Origin of the sequence: Spirillospora sp. NPDC047279 (assembly GCF_040643285.1) — a bacterium.
GTDB lineage: Bacteria > Actinomycetota > Actinomycetes > Streptosporangiales > Streptosporangiaceae > Spirillospora.
In genome coordinates, this window is record NZ_JBEYUA010000002.1 from 155,198 (window position 1) to 169,079 (window position 13,882).

The 13,882-nt window shown below is 72.2% G+C and carries 14 protein-coding genes; 4 read left to right on the plus strand and 10 right to left on the minus strand.

From position 1 onward, the window contains the following. Positions 1-5: 5 nt before the first annotated feature. Positions 6-1,442 carry an antibiotic biosynthesis monooxygenase gene (locus tag ABZ810_RS04940; protein WP_358399321.1) on the minus strand — a complete coding sequence of 479 codons (1,437 nt, stop codon included), beginning with the start codon at positions 1,440-1,442 and terminating at the stop codon, positions 6-8. Between the two features lie 195 nt (positions 1,443-1,637). On the opposite strand from ABZ810_RS04940, the gene ABZ810_RS04945 reads away from it, so the two are divergent. Both ABZ810_RS04945 and ABZ810_RS04950 read left to right on the plus strand, forming a co-directional pair. Beyond that, the gene (locus ABZ810_RS04945) at positions 1,638-2,318 is read left to right on the plus strand and encodes an ECF subfamily RNA polymerase sigma factor, BldN family (RefSeq protein WP_358399323.1); all 681 of its coding nucleotides are present in this window, start codon (positions 1,638-1,640) and stop codon (positions 2,316-2,318) included. Between the two features lie 365 nt (positions 2,319-2,683). Beyond that, positions 2,684-3,553: an HAD-IB family hydrolase gene (locus tag ABZ810_RS04950; protein ID WP_358399326.1), complete on the plus strand. Its 870-nt coding sequence runs from the start codon at positions 2,684-2,686 to the stop codon at positions 3,551-3,553. A gap of 25 nt (positions 3,554-3,578) precedes the next feature. Here the strand turns inward: ABZ810_RS04950 and ABZ810_RS04955 are convergent, their stop codons facing one another. The 6 genes from ABZ810_RS04955 to ABZ810_RS04980 form a co-directional block, all read right to left on the minus strand. Continuing rightward, positions 3,579-4,526, minus strand: a complete 948-nt coding sequence (locus ABZ810_RS04955; RefSeq protein ID WP_358399328.1) for a lysophospholipid acyltransferase family protein — start codon at positions 4,524-4,526, stop codon at positions 3,579-3,581. 24 nt (positions 4,527-4,550) lie between these two features. Further along, the gene (locus tag ABZ810_RS04960) at positions 4,551-5,567 is read right to left on the minus strand and encodes an NAD-dependent epimerase/dehydratase family protein (protein ID WP_358399331.1); all 1,017 of its coding nucleotides are present in this window, start codon (positions 5,565-5,567) and stop codon (positions 4,551-4,553) included. A 47-nt stretch (positions 5,568-5,614) separates the two neighbouring features. Then, complete coding sequence (locus tag ABZ810_RS04965) at positions 5,615-5,713, minus strand: AURKAIP1/COX24 domain-containing protein (RefSeq protein WP_018654693.1); 99 nt, start codon at positions 5,711-5,713, stop codon at positions 5,615-5,617. Positions 5,714-6,117: 404 nt separating this feature from the next. After that, entirely contained in the window at positions 6,118-6,321 is a 204-nt protein-coding gene (locus ABZ810_RS04970; RefSeq protein WP_026414196.1) for a helix-turn-helix domain-containing protein, read from the minus strand. A gap of 350 nt (positions 6,322-6,671) precedes the next feature. Next, positions 6,672-7,511, minus strand: a complete 840-nt coding sequence (locus ABZ810_RS04975) for a phosphatase (protein ID WP_358399336.1) — start codon at positions 7,509-7,511, stop codon at positions 6,672-6,674. Continuing rightward, positions 7,511-8,731, minus strand: a complete 1,221-nt coding sequence (locus ABZ810_RS04980; protein ID WP_358399338.1) for an acetoin utilization protein AcuC — start codon at positions 8,729-8,731, stop codon at positions 7,511-7,513. Before ABZ810_RS04980 ends, ABZ810_RS04975 begins: the two co-directional genes overlap by 1 nt. Before the next feature lie 164 nt (positions 8,732-8,895). Between ABZ810_RS04980 and ABZ810_RS04985 the strand changes: the two genes are divergently transcribed. Further along, positions 8,896-9,993 (plus strand): alpha/beta hydrolase, encoded by a 1,098-nt coding sequence (locus ABZ810_RS04985; RefSeq protein WP_358399341.1) that lies wholly within the window; start codon positions 8,896-8,898, stop codon positions 9,991-9,993. Positions 9,994-10,099: 106 nt separating this feature from the next. Here ABZ810_RS04985 and ABZ810_RS04990 read toward each other — a convergent pair whose 3' ends face one another. From ABZ810_RS04990 to ABZ810_RS05000, 3 genes are read right to left on the minus strand one after another with little or no spacing between them, the layout of a single operon-like run. Further along, the gene (locus ABZ810_RS04990; RefSeq protein WP_358399343.1) at positions 10,100-12,220 is read right to left on the minus strand and encodes a HEAT repeat domain-containing protein; all 2,121 of its coding nucleotides are present in this window, start codon (positions 12,218-12,220) and stop codon (positions 10,100-10,102) included. A 41-nt stretch (positions 12,221-12,261) separates the two neighbouring features. Then, positions 12,262-12,570: an AzlD domain-containing protein gene (locus tag ABZ810_RS04995; RefSeq protein ID WP_358399345.1), complete on the minus strand. Its 309-nt coding sequence runs from the start codon at positions 12,568-12,570 to the stop codon at positions 12,262-12,264. Then, the gene (locus ABZ810_RS05000) at positions 12,570-13,253 is read right to left on the minus strand and encodes an AzlC family ABC transporter permease (protein ID WP_358399348.1); all 684 of its coding nucleotides are present in this window, start codon (positions 13,251-13,253) and stop codon (positions 12,570-12,572) included. Before ABZ810_RS05000 ends, ABZ810_RS04995 begins: the two co-directional genes overlap by 1 nt. A 46-nt stretch (positions 13,254-13,299) precedes the next feature. Between ABZ810_RS05000 and ABZ810_RS05005 the strand changes: the two genes are divergently transcribed. After that, entirely contained in the window at positions 13,300-13,881 is a 582-nt protein-coding gene (locus ABZ810_RS05005; RefSeq protein ID WP_358399349.1) for an XRE family transcriptional regulator, read from the plus strand. Position 13,882: the final 1 nt, after the last annotated feature.

Sequence of the window (13,882 nt, forward strand, 5' to 3'; positions counted from 1 at the left end):
TCCGCTCACAGGCGAGGGTGGTCGGGCGCCGGCGACGGCAGCGGCGTCAGGTTGGCCGCGCCGAGCTTGAGCTCGATGACGTTGGTCGCCAGCACGTGGGTCCGCGAGTCGGCCAGGAACCGCTGCAGGTGCGGCTGCCGGCGGTGGGACTCGAAGGCCCCCTCGTCGCGGAAGAGCTGGTAGAAGATCCGCTGCGTCGGGGCGTTGACCACCTCGTGGCAGGCGAAGATCAGGGTGTCCGGCTCGGCGATGCGGGCCGCCCGGACGAAGTCGTCGGCGAGCCGGTCGAACGCCTCCTCGCGGCCGTCCAGCAGCGTGTAGACCGTGATCTGGCCGCACGCCCGGGAGAGGTCGCCGAGGCCGCCGCCCTGGCCGTTGCCGAGGGCGGAGGCGAGCCCGGAGGCGCCGAAGCCCGCGGCGGCGAGCCCGGCCCCGACGGCGCCCTGCGCCAGGGAGCCCGGGCCGAAGCCGCCGGCGACCCCCTGCGGGCCGGCCACCTTCATGTCGTCGACCGCGGTGCGGGCCGGCGCCTCGGGGAAACGCAGGTCTTCGCTCGCGGCCGGCTCGGGGAAGCGCAGCTCGCCGCGCCGCGTCGCGGGCCTGCCCGGCGGCGGTGGTGGCGGTGGCGGCGGTGGCGGTGGCGGGGCCTGCGAGACGGCGGTGTGCTGCTCGTCGGCCGGCGCGCGGTGCGGGGCCGCGGCGTAGCCCTGGTCGGCGTAGCCGGTCGCGGCGTCGTCGCGGTAGTCGTCGCGGTAGTCGTCGGCGTAGCCGTCGTCCTCGGCGTAGACCGGCAGCGTGCGCATCGCGCCGTACCAGACCAGCCCGGCCGCCGCGCCGAGGGCGACGACGGCGATCATGGCGGGCAGGTAGCCACGGGTGCCCGCCACCACCAGCACCCCGGCCAGCGCCACCAGCGCGATCGGGATCAGCAGCTCGTAGGCCTCGCGGTCCTGCTTGCTCGCCAGCACCGCGGTGACGATGGCGCACGCGACCAGCGCGATGACCGCGACCAGATGGGCGCCATTGATCAGCAGCGGCGGCAGCGCGTCGTAGATGTCGTCCGGCTTGGGCAGCTTCTTGCTGAACGAGCCGCGCAGCGGGTCGAGCATCAGGATCACCGTGGCCACCACGGTGTAGGACACCGCGAACAGCCAGGCCGCGAAGCGCACCTGGACGACGCGGGCGATCAGCTCGACCATGCCGAGCGCCAGCCAGACCGGCGCGAGGAGCGCGCCGCCGAGCTCCATGACGCGGAACAGCGCGTCGTTGAAGCCGAGCAGGAAGCCCAGCGTCATCGACAGCAGCGAGAGGGAGATCCCGACCAGCGTCACCGACCAGGCGATCAGGTAGAGCAGCCGGTCCTTGGAGGCGCGCGAAATGAGCAACCCGGTGGTGACCAAGGCACCAAGGGTCGCCACGAGCGCGAGAACAGCTTCGACCATCGCGCCCCATGGTGCCCGATTCGGAGCGGAGACGGGTAACCGCTCCCGAGGAAGTGCGGGGAACCACAACGTTCCAACGGCCGGATCCGCCCGCCCCGCCGGGGTTCGCGAGGGGCACACCATTGCCTGCCGTACCCCTCGGTATCTAGAGTGGCTTTTCACGCCGGAGGTCGCGTACGCCCCGAGGAGATCTGCATGAGCAGCTTGACCCTCGATGCCCGAGTGACGTCGCTCCGTCGACCGACCCCTCTTTCCGGTTCGCCCCGGCGGGGCGCACCGTCCGTTCCCGGCCAGGCCGGTTCCGGCGCCGCCCGGCAGGAGGAGCGCGGCGAGGCGGTCAAGGCCCTCGTCCTCCAGGCCCGCGACGGCGACGCCGAGGCGTTCGGCACCCTCTACGACCACTACGTCGACCTGGTCTACCGGTACGTCTACTACCGGGTCGGCGCCCACTCGCTCGCCGAGGACCTGACCAGCGAGACCTTCCTGCGGGCGCTGCGGCGCATGCGCGACTTCAACTGGCAGGGCAAGGACTTCGGCGCCTGGCTGGTGACCATCGCGCGCAACCTCGTCGCCGACCACTTCAAGTCCAGCCGCTACCGGCTGGAGGTCTGCACCGCCGAACTGCTGGAGCCCGACCGGCCGCAGGAGAGTCCCGAGCGGGCCGTCCTGGAGTCGATGACCAACAAGACGCTCCTGGCTGCCGTCCGCCGTCTCGGCTCGGAGCAGCAGGAATGCGTCGTGCTGCGCTTCCTGCACGGCCTGTCGGTCGCCGAGACCGCCCTGGTCATGGGCAAGAAGACCGGTGCCATCAAGGCGCTGCAATATCGCGCCGTGCGGTCGCTGGCCCGCATGCTGCCGGAGGATCTGCGCGCCTGAACGGTGCGGCTCGCTGGACAATTCGTCCATTCCGTCGTGCGCCCGTAACCCCGCCCTGCCCGGCTCGTTCTTGCGGGCAGGACCGCATTTCGCAGTTGGGGGTGCCCGGGCACGGCCCGTCCAGGAAGGGGGACGGCCGGGTCGCGGGCCGAAGGAAGGCGACATGACGACAGGGCGGGCCAAGGGAGAGGGCGACGGCGTGAATCCGCTGTCGGGTCTGCGAGTGCGCAGGGCGGGACCGGATCCGGAATTCCGCGCGGTCCTGCGCGAGCGGCTGGTGACGGCCGTGTTGAACGGAGGTGAGGACCATCCCAATTCAGGGCGAAGCGACAGGCTGACGGAGGCCGTTGACTAGTCTTCGGAGCATGCGGCGATTCTGGCAGCGCGACAGGGAAGAAGATCACGTGAGCGCGGGCGAGGCGGCCGCGGCGGCGGCGCTGAACGGCCCGCTTCCCGACCCCGACCCGAGCGCGGCGGCGTTCTTCGACGTCGACAACACGATGATGCGCGGCGCCTCGATCTACTACTTCGCGCGCGGACTCGCCAGCCGCAAGCTCTTCACCGTGCGCGACCTGGCCATGTTCGCCTGGGGCCAGGCCGCGTTCCGGCTGCGCGGCGCGGAGAACGCCGACCACATCAGCAACGCGCGCGAGACCGCCCTGGCCTTCGTGGCCGGGCAGCGGGTCGCCGACCTGGTGCGGCTCAGCGAGGAGATCTACGACGAGGTGATGGCCGACCGCATCTGGCACGGCACCCGCAGCCTCGCGCTCCAGCACCTGGACGCCGGCCAGCAGGTCTGGCTGGTCACCGCGACCCCGGTCGAGGTGGCCCGCACCATCGCGCACCGTCTCGGCCTCACCGGCGCCCTCGGCACCGTCGCCGAGACCAAGGACGGCGTCTACACCGGCCGCCTGGTGGGCAACCTGCTGCACGGGCCGGCCAAGGCGGAGGCCGTCCGCGCCCTCGCCCAGCGCGAAGGGCTCGACCTGTCGCGCTGCGCCGCCTACAGCGACTCGGTCAACGACTTGCCGATGTTGACGACCGTCGGCCACCCGCACGCCGTCAATCCCGACGGCGACCTGCGCGACCACGCCAAGGACCACGACTGGCCGATCCACGACTTCCGCACCGGCCGCAAGGTGACCATGGTCGCCCTGCCGGTCGCCGCGGGCGCCGGCGCCCTGGCGGGCGGCGTCGCGGCGGGCATCGCCCTCCGCAGGCACAACCGGTCGTAGCGGGGCCTTCGAAGGGCGGCGGGGCCTAGAAGAACGCCGGCCCGCGGCGCAGCAGGGTGTCGTAGAGCATCTGCTGGACGGCCTCGCGCACGTGGTCGGTGAGGTTGAAGACCGTCATCGGGTCGTCGGCCGCCGTGGCGTCGTACTCGTCCATGGGGATCGGCTCGCCGAACTGGATCATCCACTTGGACGGCAGCGGCAGCAGCCCCATCGGGCCCAGCAGCGGGAACGTCGGCGTGATCGGGAAGTAGGGCAGGCCGAGCAGCCGGGCCAGCGGCTTGAGGTCGGCGAGCTTGGGATAAATCTCCTCGGCGCCGACGATCGCCGCCGGGATCACCGGCACGTTCGCGCGCAGCGCCGTCTCGACGAAGCCGCCGCGGCCGAAGCGCTGGAGCTTGTAGCGGTCGCCGAACGGCTTGCCGACGCCCTTGAAGCCCTCCGGGAAGACCCCGACGAGCTCGCCCTTGTCGAGCAGCCGCGCGGCGTCGGCCTGGCAGGCGAGCGTGTGGCCCGCCTTGCGGGACAGGTGGCCCAGCACCGGCACCTGGTAGACCAGGTCGGCGCCGAGCAGCCGCAGGTCGCGCTGGACGTGGTCGTGCACGGCCACCGACAACATGATCCCGTCGATGGGCAGCGTGCCGGAGTGGTTGGCGACGATCAGGGCGCCGTCCTTCTCCGGGATGTTGTCGAGCCCGAACAGCTCCACCCGGAACCAGCGCTCGTAGAGGGCGCGGGCGACCGGCAGCACGACCGACCTGTTGAAGTCGGGGTCGAAGCCGAACTCGTCGACGTCGTACTCCCCCGCCAGCCGGCGCCGCAGGAACGCCAGCCCCGAGGCGAGCGTGCGCTCGACCGGGTTGCGCCGCGGCTCCTCACCGTCGTGCCGGGCGGCGTTGAGCGGGATCACCTGGGCGCCCCCGTCGTCGGTGCCCGCGCCGCCGCCGAACCGCTCGTCCTCGTGGTGCGCGTTCATGGGGACCTCCGTCGAATGATCACGTCAGCCGCGGCCGAGGACCGCGGCGAGGCGGTCCAGCAGGTCCAGCGGTGCGGTGCGCGCCAGGCCCAGCGCCGAGACGAAGTCGGCGAACGCGGCCTCCGAGCCGTACTTGGGACGCCAGGAGAGCTCGCTCTCGAGCCGGCCGGTGTCGATCACCCGTCCGTACATCAGCCAGCGCAGCAGCTCCGGCGAGAAACCGGACAACCCGCCGAAGCGGCGGCCGACGTCGCCGAGCACCGAGACCGAGGGCGCCGGCATGGGCACGTACGGGCGGCCCGCCCGGCGCAGCGCCTGGGAGAGCAGCATGACGCCGTCGCCGGCGACGTTGAAGGTGCCCGGATGGTCCTCGACCGTCATCCGGCGCAGGACCTCGACACCGTCGTCCTCGTGCACGAACTGCAGGCGCGGGTCGAAGCCCAGCACCGTCGGGACGACGGGCATGCGGAGATAGCGGGTCAGCGGGGAGTCGACCCCCGGCCCGAGGAAGTTGGCGAAGCGCAGCACCGAGACCGTGAGGTCCGACCTGCGCCGTGTCAGCCCCCGCACGTAGCCCTCGACCTCGACGGCGTCCTTGGCGTAGCCGGACGTCGGCGCCTCGACGGGCTCGTCGCGTTCGCCGAACACCGCCGGGTCCATCGGCGAGGAGCCGTAGACCGCGGCCGAGGAACGCACGACGAGCTTGCGCATGTCCGGCGAGCGCTGGCACGCGGCCAGCAGCTGCATGGTGCCGATGACGTTGAGCTCTTTCATCTTCGACCGCGGACCGACCTGGGCGGTCACCAGATTCAGGTGGACCACCGTGTCGACCTCGGCCGAGGAGATGACCTTGGCGATGCTCGGCGTGCGAATGTCGACGCGCACGAACTCCGTTCGTCCGAGCGGCGTCGTAGGGGGGACCGTGTCCACGCCGATGACCCGTTCGATGCCCGGATCGGCCTGGAGGGTGTTCGCGACCCGCGCCCCCAGGAAACGGGAAACGCCCGTCACCAGTACGACGCGAGCCGCGGCGGAGGGCATAGAGGACACTGTGCGCCCCACCCCTTACGGCTGAGTAGCCTGCTTGTTTACTTCTTGTTACGACGCTGAATACGCGTCTTCTTCAGCAGCTTGCGGTGCTTCTTCTTCGCCATCCGCTTGCGGCGCTTCTTGATGACAGAGCCCACGAGACCTCGCTCGGCGTATCTGGAGTGGTGGTACAGGAGTAGGGACCGGCCCCTCGGCGAGCTTGTGTCTCGGCGAGCGCGCACGGTCCGCTGCCCAAGGGTACCGCTGCCGCGGTCACGCTCTGGCCGCCGGTCGCCACCTCGCCGGGATCACCGGTCGTGACGCCGGAAATACCGAAGCCCGGGTCACCGCGAGCACCGTAGATGCCCCCGACTCCCCGGGCGCCGGACTCGGCGGCCTCGAACGCGCCGCCGATCGGTTGGTGTCCCTGCCCTTCTACCTCTCCCCGTGGACTGCCAGCAGAGTCCGTGCAAATGCCCCCTGCACGGCCGGATGAGAAGAGTGTCGCGGGGTCGTGGAGCATGACCCCGCCATACCCCTCATCGGCGGTGTATCACCGCGTTCATCCGGCTTCGATGAACGCGTCGCGCAGATAGTCGTGAACGGCCTGCTCGGGAACCCGGAACGAACGTCCCACACGGATCGCGGGCAGCTCGCCTGAGTGGACGAGGCGGTAGACGGTCATCTTGGACACCCGCATCACCGCCGCCACTTCGGCCACAGTCAGGAACCTGACCTCACTCAGAGGTCGCTCGCCTGAGCTCATCGGACGCCCTCTTCCACACGTGCCGCGCACCGGCCCTTTGGGTGACTTTGATCACGCACGTGTTCTTCCCCCAGCGTAAATCGTGTATCGACAGTCGCAAGAGGGGAGTTCCACCCAATTCCGTACCCGAGCCTGCCGGAACGGCCACACTCTGCTTCCGAACGCACTGTGGACATAACGGCACCCGTCGTCACACGGCCCCACGGGTGTCCTCCCAAAACACCCGATGACCTGCGACTCAGGCGTTCCGGTCGACCATGGAACGAATCATCAGCCCCGGTACGGCAGTCACGTCACAACCAGTGACGCTCACACGCCACTCTTGCCACAGCGCAATGGCACTCTGCCGCTCAGGTGAGGCCCGCCCGATCGAGCAGATAGGCGGTCATCGGGGCGTAGTGGTGCGGTGATACGCCGTCGTCCAGCGGCACGACGACGTCGATCTTGCCTTCCTCGGCACCGACGAACAGCGCTGGATCGTTACAGTCCGCGAATCCGACGGTGTCGATGCCCGCCTGCCCGGCGGCGCCCGCCCAGCCATGATCGGCGATGGCCAGATCCGGCCAACTGATGCGTTCCCGTTCCGCGGATCCGTCCGCCGGCGTAGAGCCGGACGTCAGTTCGGCGAGCATCGTCTCCATGGGAGCGGAGTCGTGGGTGTGGTGCGTGCGCCCGTCGTCCCCCTCCAGCATCGCCACCCCCTCGGGTGCGTAGACGATGCGCCGCTCCTCGACCCCGTAGGAGGTGTCGATGTCGTACGTCCAGCCCGCGGCCGGCGTCAGCACGCGGCAGCCCCGCTCGGCCAGCGCCGCCGCGACCGCCTGGTAGACCGGCGACAACGTGGCCGGGTGGCCGGTGGCCAGCACGACCTGCTCGCGGCGCCGCGCGGCGAGCCCGATGCGGTCGCCCATCGCCTCCAGCGCGTCGATGGTCAACTCGGGGTCGATGGTGTCGTCCCCGTACAGGTGCAGCGGGTCGGAGTCGACCCCGCAGCGCTCCACCATCACCCGCAGGATCTCGCGTTCGGTCCAGGTGGGCTTCAGGTCGAGGCCGAAGAGGTAGTAGGGGTTGCGCGCGGCCATCCGCCGGAAGTGCAGCAGGTTGTTCTGCCGCGGCGTGGCCACGTCACCGGCGATCATCGTACGGACGAGGTGGGCGCGCAGTTCGTCGCGCGTGGGCACTCGCCCCATCAGATGTCCATCATCGGGTCGAGGCCGTGCTCCGGGAACACCGCTCGCCGGGTCGCCAGCACCGCCTGGTCGACCGGGTTCGCCGGGTCGTAGCCTTCCCCCCACATGTGCACCTCCACCGTGCTCGTCCCGTCCGTCATGCGCCGGGGCGCGATCTCTTCGGTCCGCTTGCGCACGAAGTCCCGCCAGGGCTCCGGCGTGGCCGTCTCGGGTGCGATGGGCAGGCCCGCGGCCTCCGCCAGCAGGTGCGTCCACGCCCGGGGCACGACCTGCACCAGCTCGTATCCGCCGCCGCCGGTGACCAGCCAGCGCCCGTCGGCCACCTCGTGGGCCAGCCGGTGCAGCGCCGCGTAGGCGGTGCGCTGCCCGTCGACGCTGAGCGACAGGTGGGCGAGCGGGTCGAGCGCGTGGCTGTCGCAGCCGTGCTGGGTGACCAGGACCTGGGGCCGGAACTCGCGCAGCAGCGGCGGCACCACCGCGTCGAACGCGCGCAGCCAGGCGGCGTCGGTGGTGCCGGGCGGCAGGGCCACGTTGACCGCCGTGCCGCGGGCGTCCGGGCCGCCGATCTCGTTGGGGAAGCCGGTGGTGTTGGGAAAGAGCGTGCGCGGCGTCTCGTGCAGGCTGATCGTCATGACCCGGGGGTCGTCGTAGAAGGCGGCCTGGACGCCGTCGCCGTGGTGGACGTCGACGTCGACGTAGGCGACCCGTTCGGCGCCGTTGTCGAGCAGCCAGGCGATGGCGATCGCCACGTCGTTGTAGACGCAGAACCCGCTCGCCGCGCCGCGCAGGGCGTGGTGCAGGCCGCCGGACACGTTCGCGGCGTGCCGGGGCTCCCCCTCCCACACCGTGCGCGCGCCGGCCACCGAAGCGCCCGTGACCAGCGCGGACGCCTCGTGCATGCCGAGGAAGACCGGGTTGTCGGCGGTGCCGATGCCGTATCTGAACTCCGGCAGGCCGGTCGCGCCCGCGTGCCGCACGGCGGCGATGTAGGCGGGCTCGTGCACCAGGCCGAGCAGGTCGTCGCCGGCCGGGGTGAACTCCTCGACCTTCACGTTGGACGCGTCCAGGAGCCCGTACTCGCGCGCCAGCGCCATCGTCAGCTCGACCCGGACCGGGTCCATCGGATGACCGGGCCCGAAGTCGTAGGAGGTGAGCCGGTCGTCCCAGAAGACCGTGAGCCCGCAGTTCCGGGGGGCGGGGGGTGAGTCGGCGCTGCTCATGACCTCACGGTATCGCTATGTCCACATCCGCTTACGCGTGGCGTGGGTCACATGGAGGACATCGCCGGGCGCGATCCTGAGAGCGACACAAAGTTGCCAGGTGAACTATCGGCCAAAAGCGGGCATCTCATTAACACGCCTGAAACAGAGCCAAGGGTGTGCAGATGGATCCGATCACCGCGTCCGATCTGCCGGCAGAGGTCACGCCTCTGCCGGGAGTCACCGCCCCCCGCCACGCGGCGACGCAGCAAGCAGTCTCCCCCCGCACCCAGCCGTTCGACCGCCGTCCCACGGTGCGCAGCCGCGCGATCTCCGAGGCGCTGCGGCTCGGCCTCCGCCCGTTCATCCACTACGCGCCGAGCCACGCGCGCAGCCTGCGCACCGCCCGGTCCACCGTGGACGCGGCGGCGCTGCTGATGCGCCCCTCCCGGCAGGTACGGATCAAGCCGCTGCTCGACCCGCGGGTCGAGACGGGCGGCGAGGAACGTCCCGTCGTCGGCGAGTGGGTCACCTCGCGCCGCGGCGAACGCCGGGCCGACGGCGCGATCCTCTATCTCCACGGCGGCGCCTACGTCGTGTGCTCCCCGCGCACGCACCGGGAGATCACCTCGCGGCTGACCCTGGAGACCGGGCTGCCCGTGCTGGTGCCGCGCTACCGGATGGCGCCCGAGCACCCGTTCCCGGCGCCGCTGGAGGACGCGGTCGCCGCCTACCGCTGGCTGCTCGCGCGCGGCGTCCCGGCGAGCGGCATCATCATCGCGGGCGACTCCGCCGGCGGGCACCTCGCCGCCTCCCTGACGGGGGAGATCTGCCGCACCGGTCTCCCCCGCCCCGCCGGCACCGTGCTCTACTCCCCGTGGGTCGACCTGACCTGCGAGCTGTCCACGGCCGAGCAGGGCCGTGTCCGCGACCCGTACATCAGCGCCCACGCGGCCCGCAGGGTCGCCCGCCTCGTAGTGGGGCCAGCCGGATTCGACGACCCGCGGCTGGCCCTGCTCACCTGCGCCTGGGGCGAGGTCTCGCCGTTCCTCATCCAGGTGGGCGGCTCCGAGGTGCTGCGGCCCGAGGCCGAGGCGTTCGCCGAGGCGCTCGGCAGGGCCGGGGTGAGCTGCGAGCTCCAGGTCTGGAAGGGCCAGATGCACGTCTTCCAGATCCTCAACAGGGTGCTGCCCGAGGCGAGCGCCGCGATGCGCGAGACGGCCCGGTTCGTCCGGGACTCCATCGCCGCCGCGTCGTCCGCGGAATCCGAGGCGGTCGCCTGACACGCGGCCGCCGCCTCGCCCCCCGCACCCATCTGATCGAGCTTGAAGCACCTCCGCCGTCCGCCCGGCGCGCCAGGCCGCGGTCCGCGGAGGTGCTTCTGCCAGTTCAGGGCTCGATCTGGGACAGGGCGGCGGCGCACCGGGCCAGCAGCAGCTCGTCGCCGTGGATCGAGTGGCTGCTGTAGCCGTCGTGGTTGTGGCGGCGCGCCGACTCCAGTTCGCGGCGCAGCAGAGGCAGGGCGGCGCCGGCGGCCGGGCCCATCTCGCCGAACGCGACGGCGATGTCGGACCGGACGTAGGGATTGGGCTCCCAGAGGTCGAGCAGGACGGGCAGCGCGGCCTCGGCGTCGCCGGTGATCCGCCACAACGCGACGGCGGCGTCCAGCCGGACCCAGAGCGGCCCCTCGGCGATCAGCGGCCGCAGGTCGTCGGCCGCCGCGGCGGCCGCCTCCCCCATGGCGCCCAGCGCGGCGGCGGCCTCGCGTTCACGGCCGTCCGTGGCGAGGCAGGCCCTGAGGACGGGCAGCGCGGTGTCCACGTCGCCGTCGATCTCCCACAGGCACCGGGCCGCGGCCGTGCCCACGCGCTCGTCCCGCAGCAGGTCGCGCACCAGCGGGAGCGCGGGCCGGGCGGCGGGCCCGATCCGGCCGAGGGCCTGGATCGCCTCGCCCGACCGCGGGTCCTCGCGCAGGAGACCGATCAGATCCGGAACGGCGGGAGCGGCGAGCGGCCCGAGGTCCCGTAGCGCCGCGACGAGGCCGATGCGGCGCGAGTCGAAGCCGTCCGGCCGGGACATGTCGCCCAGCCGCCTGGCCATGAGCGGGATGAGCCCGGCGGCCTGCTCGCCCATGGCGGTGAGCGCCCAGCCGATGTCGCCCGGCGGCTCCGGCCGTTCCAGCGCCCAGCGCAACATCGGGAGCGCCCGCGCGTCGCCCAGCCGGGCCAGGGCCATGAGCGGGTCACCGAGGGTCGGGAGACCATGGCTGAAGGGGGTGATCCACCCCGGACGCCTCCCGCGCCCCGGGTCCTCCCGTTCCCGGGGCGCGTCGGCCAGGTAGGCGGCGAGGTCGCCGGCCACCGGCGCCGCCAGCCCGAACAGGTCCTTGATCAGGGACGCGGCGGACGCCACCAGGCGCGGCTCGGGGTCGGCGAGCTGCCGGCCGACCAGCGTGATCAGCTCGTCGTACGGCGCGCGGTAGCCCCTGATCAGCCCGTTGCAGACCAGGACGGCGATCTCCCGCCGCCCCCAGTCGGGCGACCGGAGCAGCGCGGACAGGAGCTCGATGCGCTCGTCCACCCGGTCGCCCAGGGCCCGGTCGAGGCCGCGCACGAGGTCGGACAGCTCCGGGGCGCCGCGCCCCTCGTCGGCGGCCTCGCGGGCCTCGCGCAGCGCGCCGACCAGCGTGGGCGTGGACGGGCGTTCCTCGCGCGGCTCGGGCGGCCCGGCGGCGCCCAGGACCTCGTCCATGAGCCCGAGCGCGACGGGCACGATGCCGGGCGGCAACGACGCCGGATCGACCCGTGCGGCCTCGATGAGGGCGGCCAGCCGGGTCGCGGGGTCGTCGTGCCCGGTGGCGAGGGACGCCAGCCAGGCCACCGCCTCCCCCTGCCCGAGGGCGCCCACGGCGTGCACGAGGGCCAGCCGGTTCGCCGGCTCGCTCTCCACGGCGAGGTGATGCCGGAGGTCGGGGACGATCTCGGCCGCCTGGCTCCGGCAGGCCATCAGCGCACGGACCGCGCCGTTGCGGACCTGCGCGTCCGGGTCGGCGAGCGACTTCAGGAAGAGCGGCATCGCCAGCGTCACGGCCTCGCGGGCCATGCGGTAGTTGCGGCTCCAGTCGTCGTCCTCGTCGTCGCCGCTGTCGCCGTCGTCGCCGCCGTCGCCGTCGCCGTCGCCGTACTCGTCCTCGAACTCGTCATCGTCATCGTCATCGTCATCGTCGAAATCGGCGTCGACGCCGCCGATGCTGGCGAGCAGCGAGAGGATCGCGCCGCGTTCGGGCACGCCGGGGTCGGCGACCAGTTCCAGGAGGAACGGGATGGCGGCGAGCGTGGAGTTGTAGACGTCGCCCTGGTGGTGCACGGCGCCGTACATGCCGTCGAGGGCGATCTCCCGCTGTGCCGGGTCGGCCGAGGCCAGCCCGCGCAGCAGGGCGGGCACGTCGGTCGCGGGCCCGTACGCGTGGTTCATGGAGGCCCAGTCGACCTCGTCCAGCTGATCGAACACGTCCGGCATTCTGGCGCAATCAAGGCATGTCGCGGGCGAGATCACTCCACGCCGCAGAGACGGAGTACCGCGGTGGTCGCCGCCGCGGCGATGACGATCACCGGGAAGGGCGCCCGGCGCACCGCGAGCACGCCCGCGACCAGCACGCCCAGGGGACGGGCCCAGCCGGCGAAGCCGTGCCCCTCGGTCAGCGTGGAGGTGACCACGAGCGTGATGAGCAGGATGGTCGCGGCGACCGGCAGCAGCAGTTCCAGGCGTTCGGGGAGGCGGAGACGGTTTCGGAAGACCGGCCCGGCCAGCCTGAACGCGTAGGTCCCGGCCGCCAGGACCAGGATGGCGAGCAGCGGCATCAGCGTGCCACCTCCCGATCTCTCAGCTGGGGGACGTGGAGGAGCAGCCCGGTCAGCGCGAGCAGCAGGGGCACCCCCGCGGGCAGGAAGGGGGTGGCGGCGAGCGCGACGGCGGCGCCGAGCAGGGCCGCGTCGCGGGTGCCCCGGTCGCGGAGGGCTGGCAGGACCAGCGCGAGGATCACGGCCGGGAACGCCGCGTCCAGCCCGAACGTGTCGGTGTCGCCGATGGCCTGCCCGGCGAGGGCGCCCAGCACGACCGAGACGTTCCAGACGGCGAACAGCGCGACGCCGCAGATCCAGAACACCGCCCGGCGCCCGCGCGGGTCGTCCTGCCGGAGGGTGAACGCGACGCCCTCGTCCATGATCAGGTGCGCGCCGACCAGCCTCCCGCGGCCGCCGAGCACGTCGGCGACCGCGAACCCGTACGGGAGCAGGCGCGCGTTGAGCACCAGCCCGGACACGACGGCCGCGACCGGGCTGCCGCCCGCCAGCACCACCCCGACGGCGGCGAACTGCGCGCCGCCCGCGAAGACCAGCAGCGACATGACGATCGGCACCCAGGCGTCGAGCCCGCCGGACACGGCGATGGCGCCGAACGAGGCGCCGACGAGGGCGTCGGCCAGGCAGACCAGGCCGACGTCCCGGAGGGTCCGGCGATCCAGTGTTCGCCACAGTGAACGCATGTCCATTAGGATGAACAGGAGCATCGGAGTTCGTCAAATCGAACCAATGGACGTCTGGAGCGAACACGTGCAGGAGCAGGGCGGCCCGCCGCTCAACCAGATCGCGGCCTCGATCCGCCGCGAACGCGAGCGGGCCAGGATGTCCCAGACCGAGCTGGCCCGGCGGGCGGGCATCGCCAAGTCCACGATGTCCCAGCTGGAGTCCGGGGCCGGCAATCCCAGCGTGGAGACGTTGTGGGCCCTCGGCGTCGCGCTCGGCGTCCCGTTCAGCCGGCTGGTCGACCCGCCGCGCCGCAACGTGCAGGTGATCCGTTCGGGCGAGGGCCCGGTCACCCACTCCGAGCAGGCCAACTACGCGGCGACGGTGCTCTCGTCCTGCCCGCCGAACGCCCGCCGCGACATCTACCGGATCGACGCGCAGCCCGGCGAGCCCAAGCTGTCCGAGCCGCACATGCCCGGCACCGCCGAGCACGTGATCATCGGCGCCGGCCGGGCGCTGGTCGGCCCGCCGGACGAGCCGGTCGAGCTCGGCCCCGGCGACTACTGCAGCTATCCCGGCGACGAGGCGCACCTCTTCGAGGCGCTCGAACCCGACACCCGCGCGATGATCATCATGGAGCACATCTGAC

Coding starts and splice junctions, on each gene's coding strand:
- ABZ810_RS04940 (WP_358399321.1), bottom strand. CDS start 1,442: ATGGTCGAAGCTGTTCTCGCGCTCGTGGCGACCCTTGGTGCCTTGGTC.
- ABZ810_RS04945 (WP_358399323.1), top strand. CDS start 1,638: ATGAGCAGCTTGACCCTCGATGCCCGAGTGACGTCGCTCCGTCGACCG.
- ABZ810_RS04950 (WP_358399326.1), top strand. CDS start 2,684: ATGCGGCGATTCTGGCAGCGCGACAGGGAAGAAGATCACGTGAGCGCG.
- ABZ810_RS04955 (WP_358399328.1), bottom strand. CDS start 4,526: ATGAACGCGCACCACGAGGACGAGCGGTTCGGCGGCGGCGCGGGCACC.
- ABZ810_RS04960 (WP_358399331.1), bottom strand. CDS start 5,567: ATGCCCTCCGCCGCGGCTCGCGTCGTACTGGTGACGGGCGTTTCCCGT.
- ABZ810_RS04970 (WP_026414196.1), bottom strand. CDS start 6,321: ATGAGCTCAGGCGAGCGACCTCTGAGTGAGGTCAGGTTCCTGACTGTG.
- ABZ810_RS04975 (WP_358399336.1), bottom strand. CDS start 7,511: ATGGGGCGAGTGCCCACGCGCGACGAACTGCGCGCCCACCTCGTCCGT.
- ABZ810_RS04980 (WP_358399338.1), bottom strand. CDS start 8,731: ATGAGCAGCGCCGACTCACCCCCCGCCCCCCGGAACTGCGGGCTCACG.
- ABZ810_RS04985 (WP_358399341.1), top strand. CDS start 8,896: ATGGATCCGATCACCGCGTCCGATCTGCCGGCAGAGGTCACGCCTCTG.
- ABZ810_RS04995 (WP_358399345.1), bottom strand. CDS start 12,570: ATGCCGCTGCTCGCCATCCTGGTCCTGGCGGCCGGGACCTACGCGTTC.
- ABZ810_RS05000 (WP_358399348.1), bottom strand. CDS start 13,253: ATGCGTTCACTGTGGCGAACACTGGATCGCCGGACCCTCCGGGACGTC.
- ABZ810_RS05005 (WP_358399349.1), top strand. CDS start 13,300: ATGGACGTCTGGAGCGAACACGTGCAGGAGCAGGGCGGCCCGCCGCTC.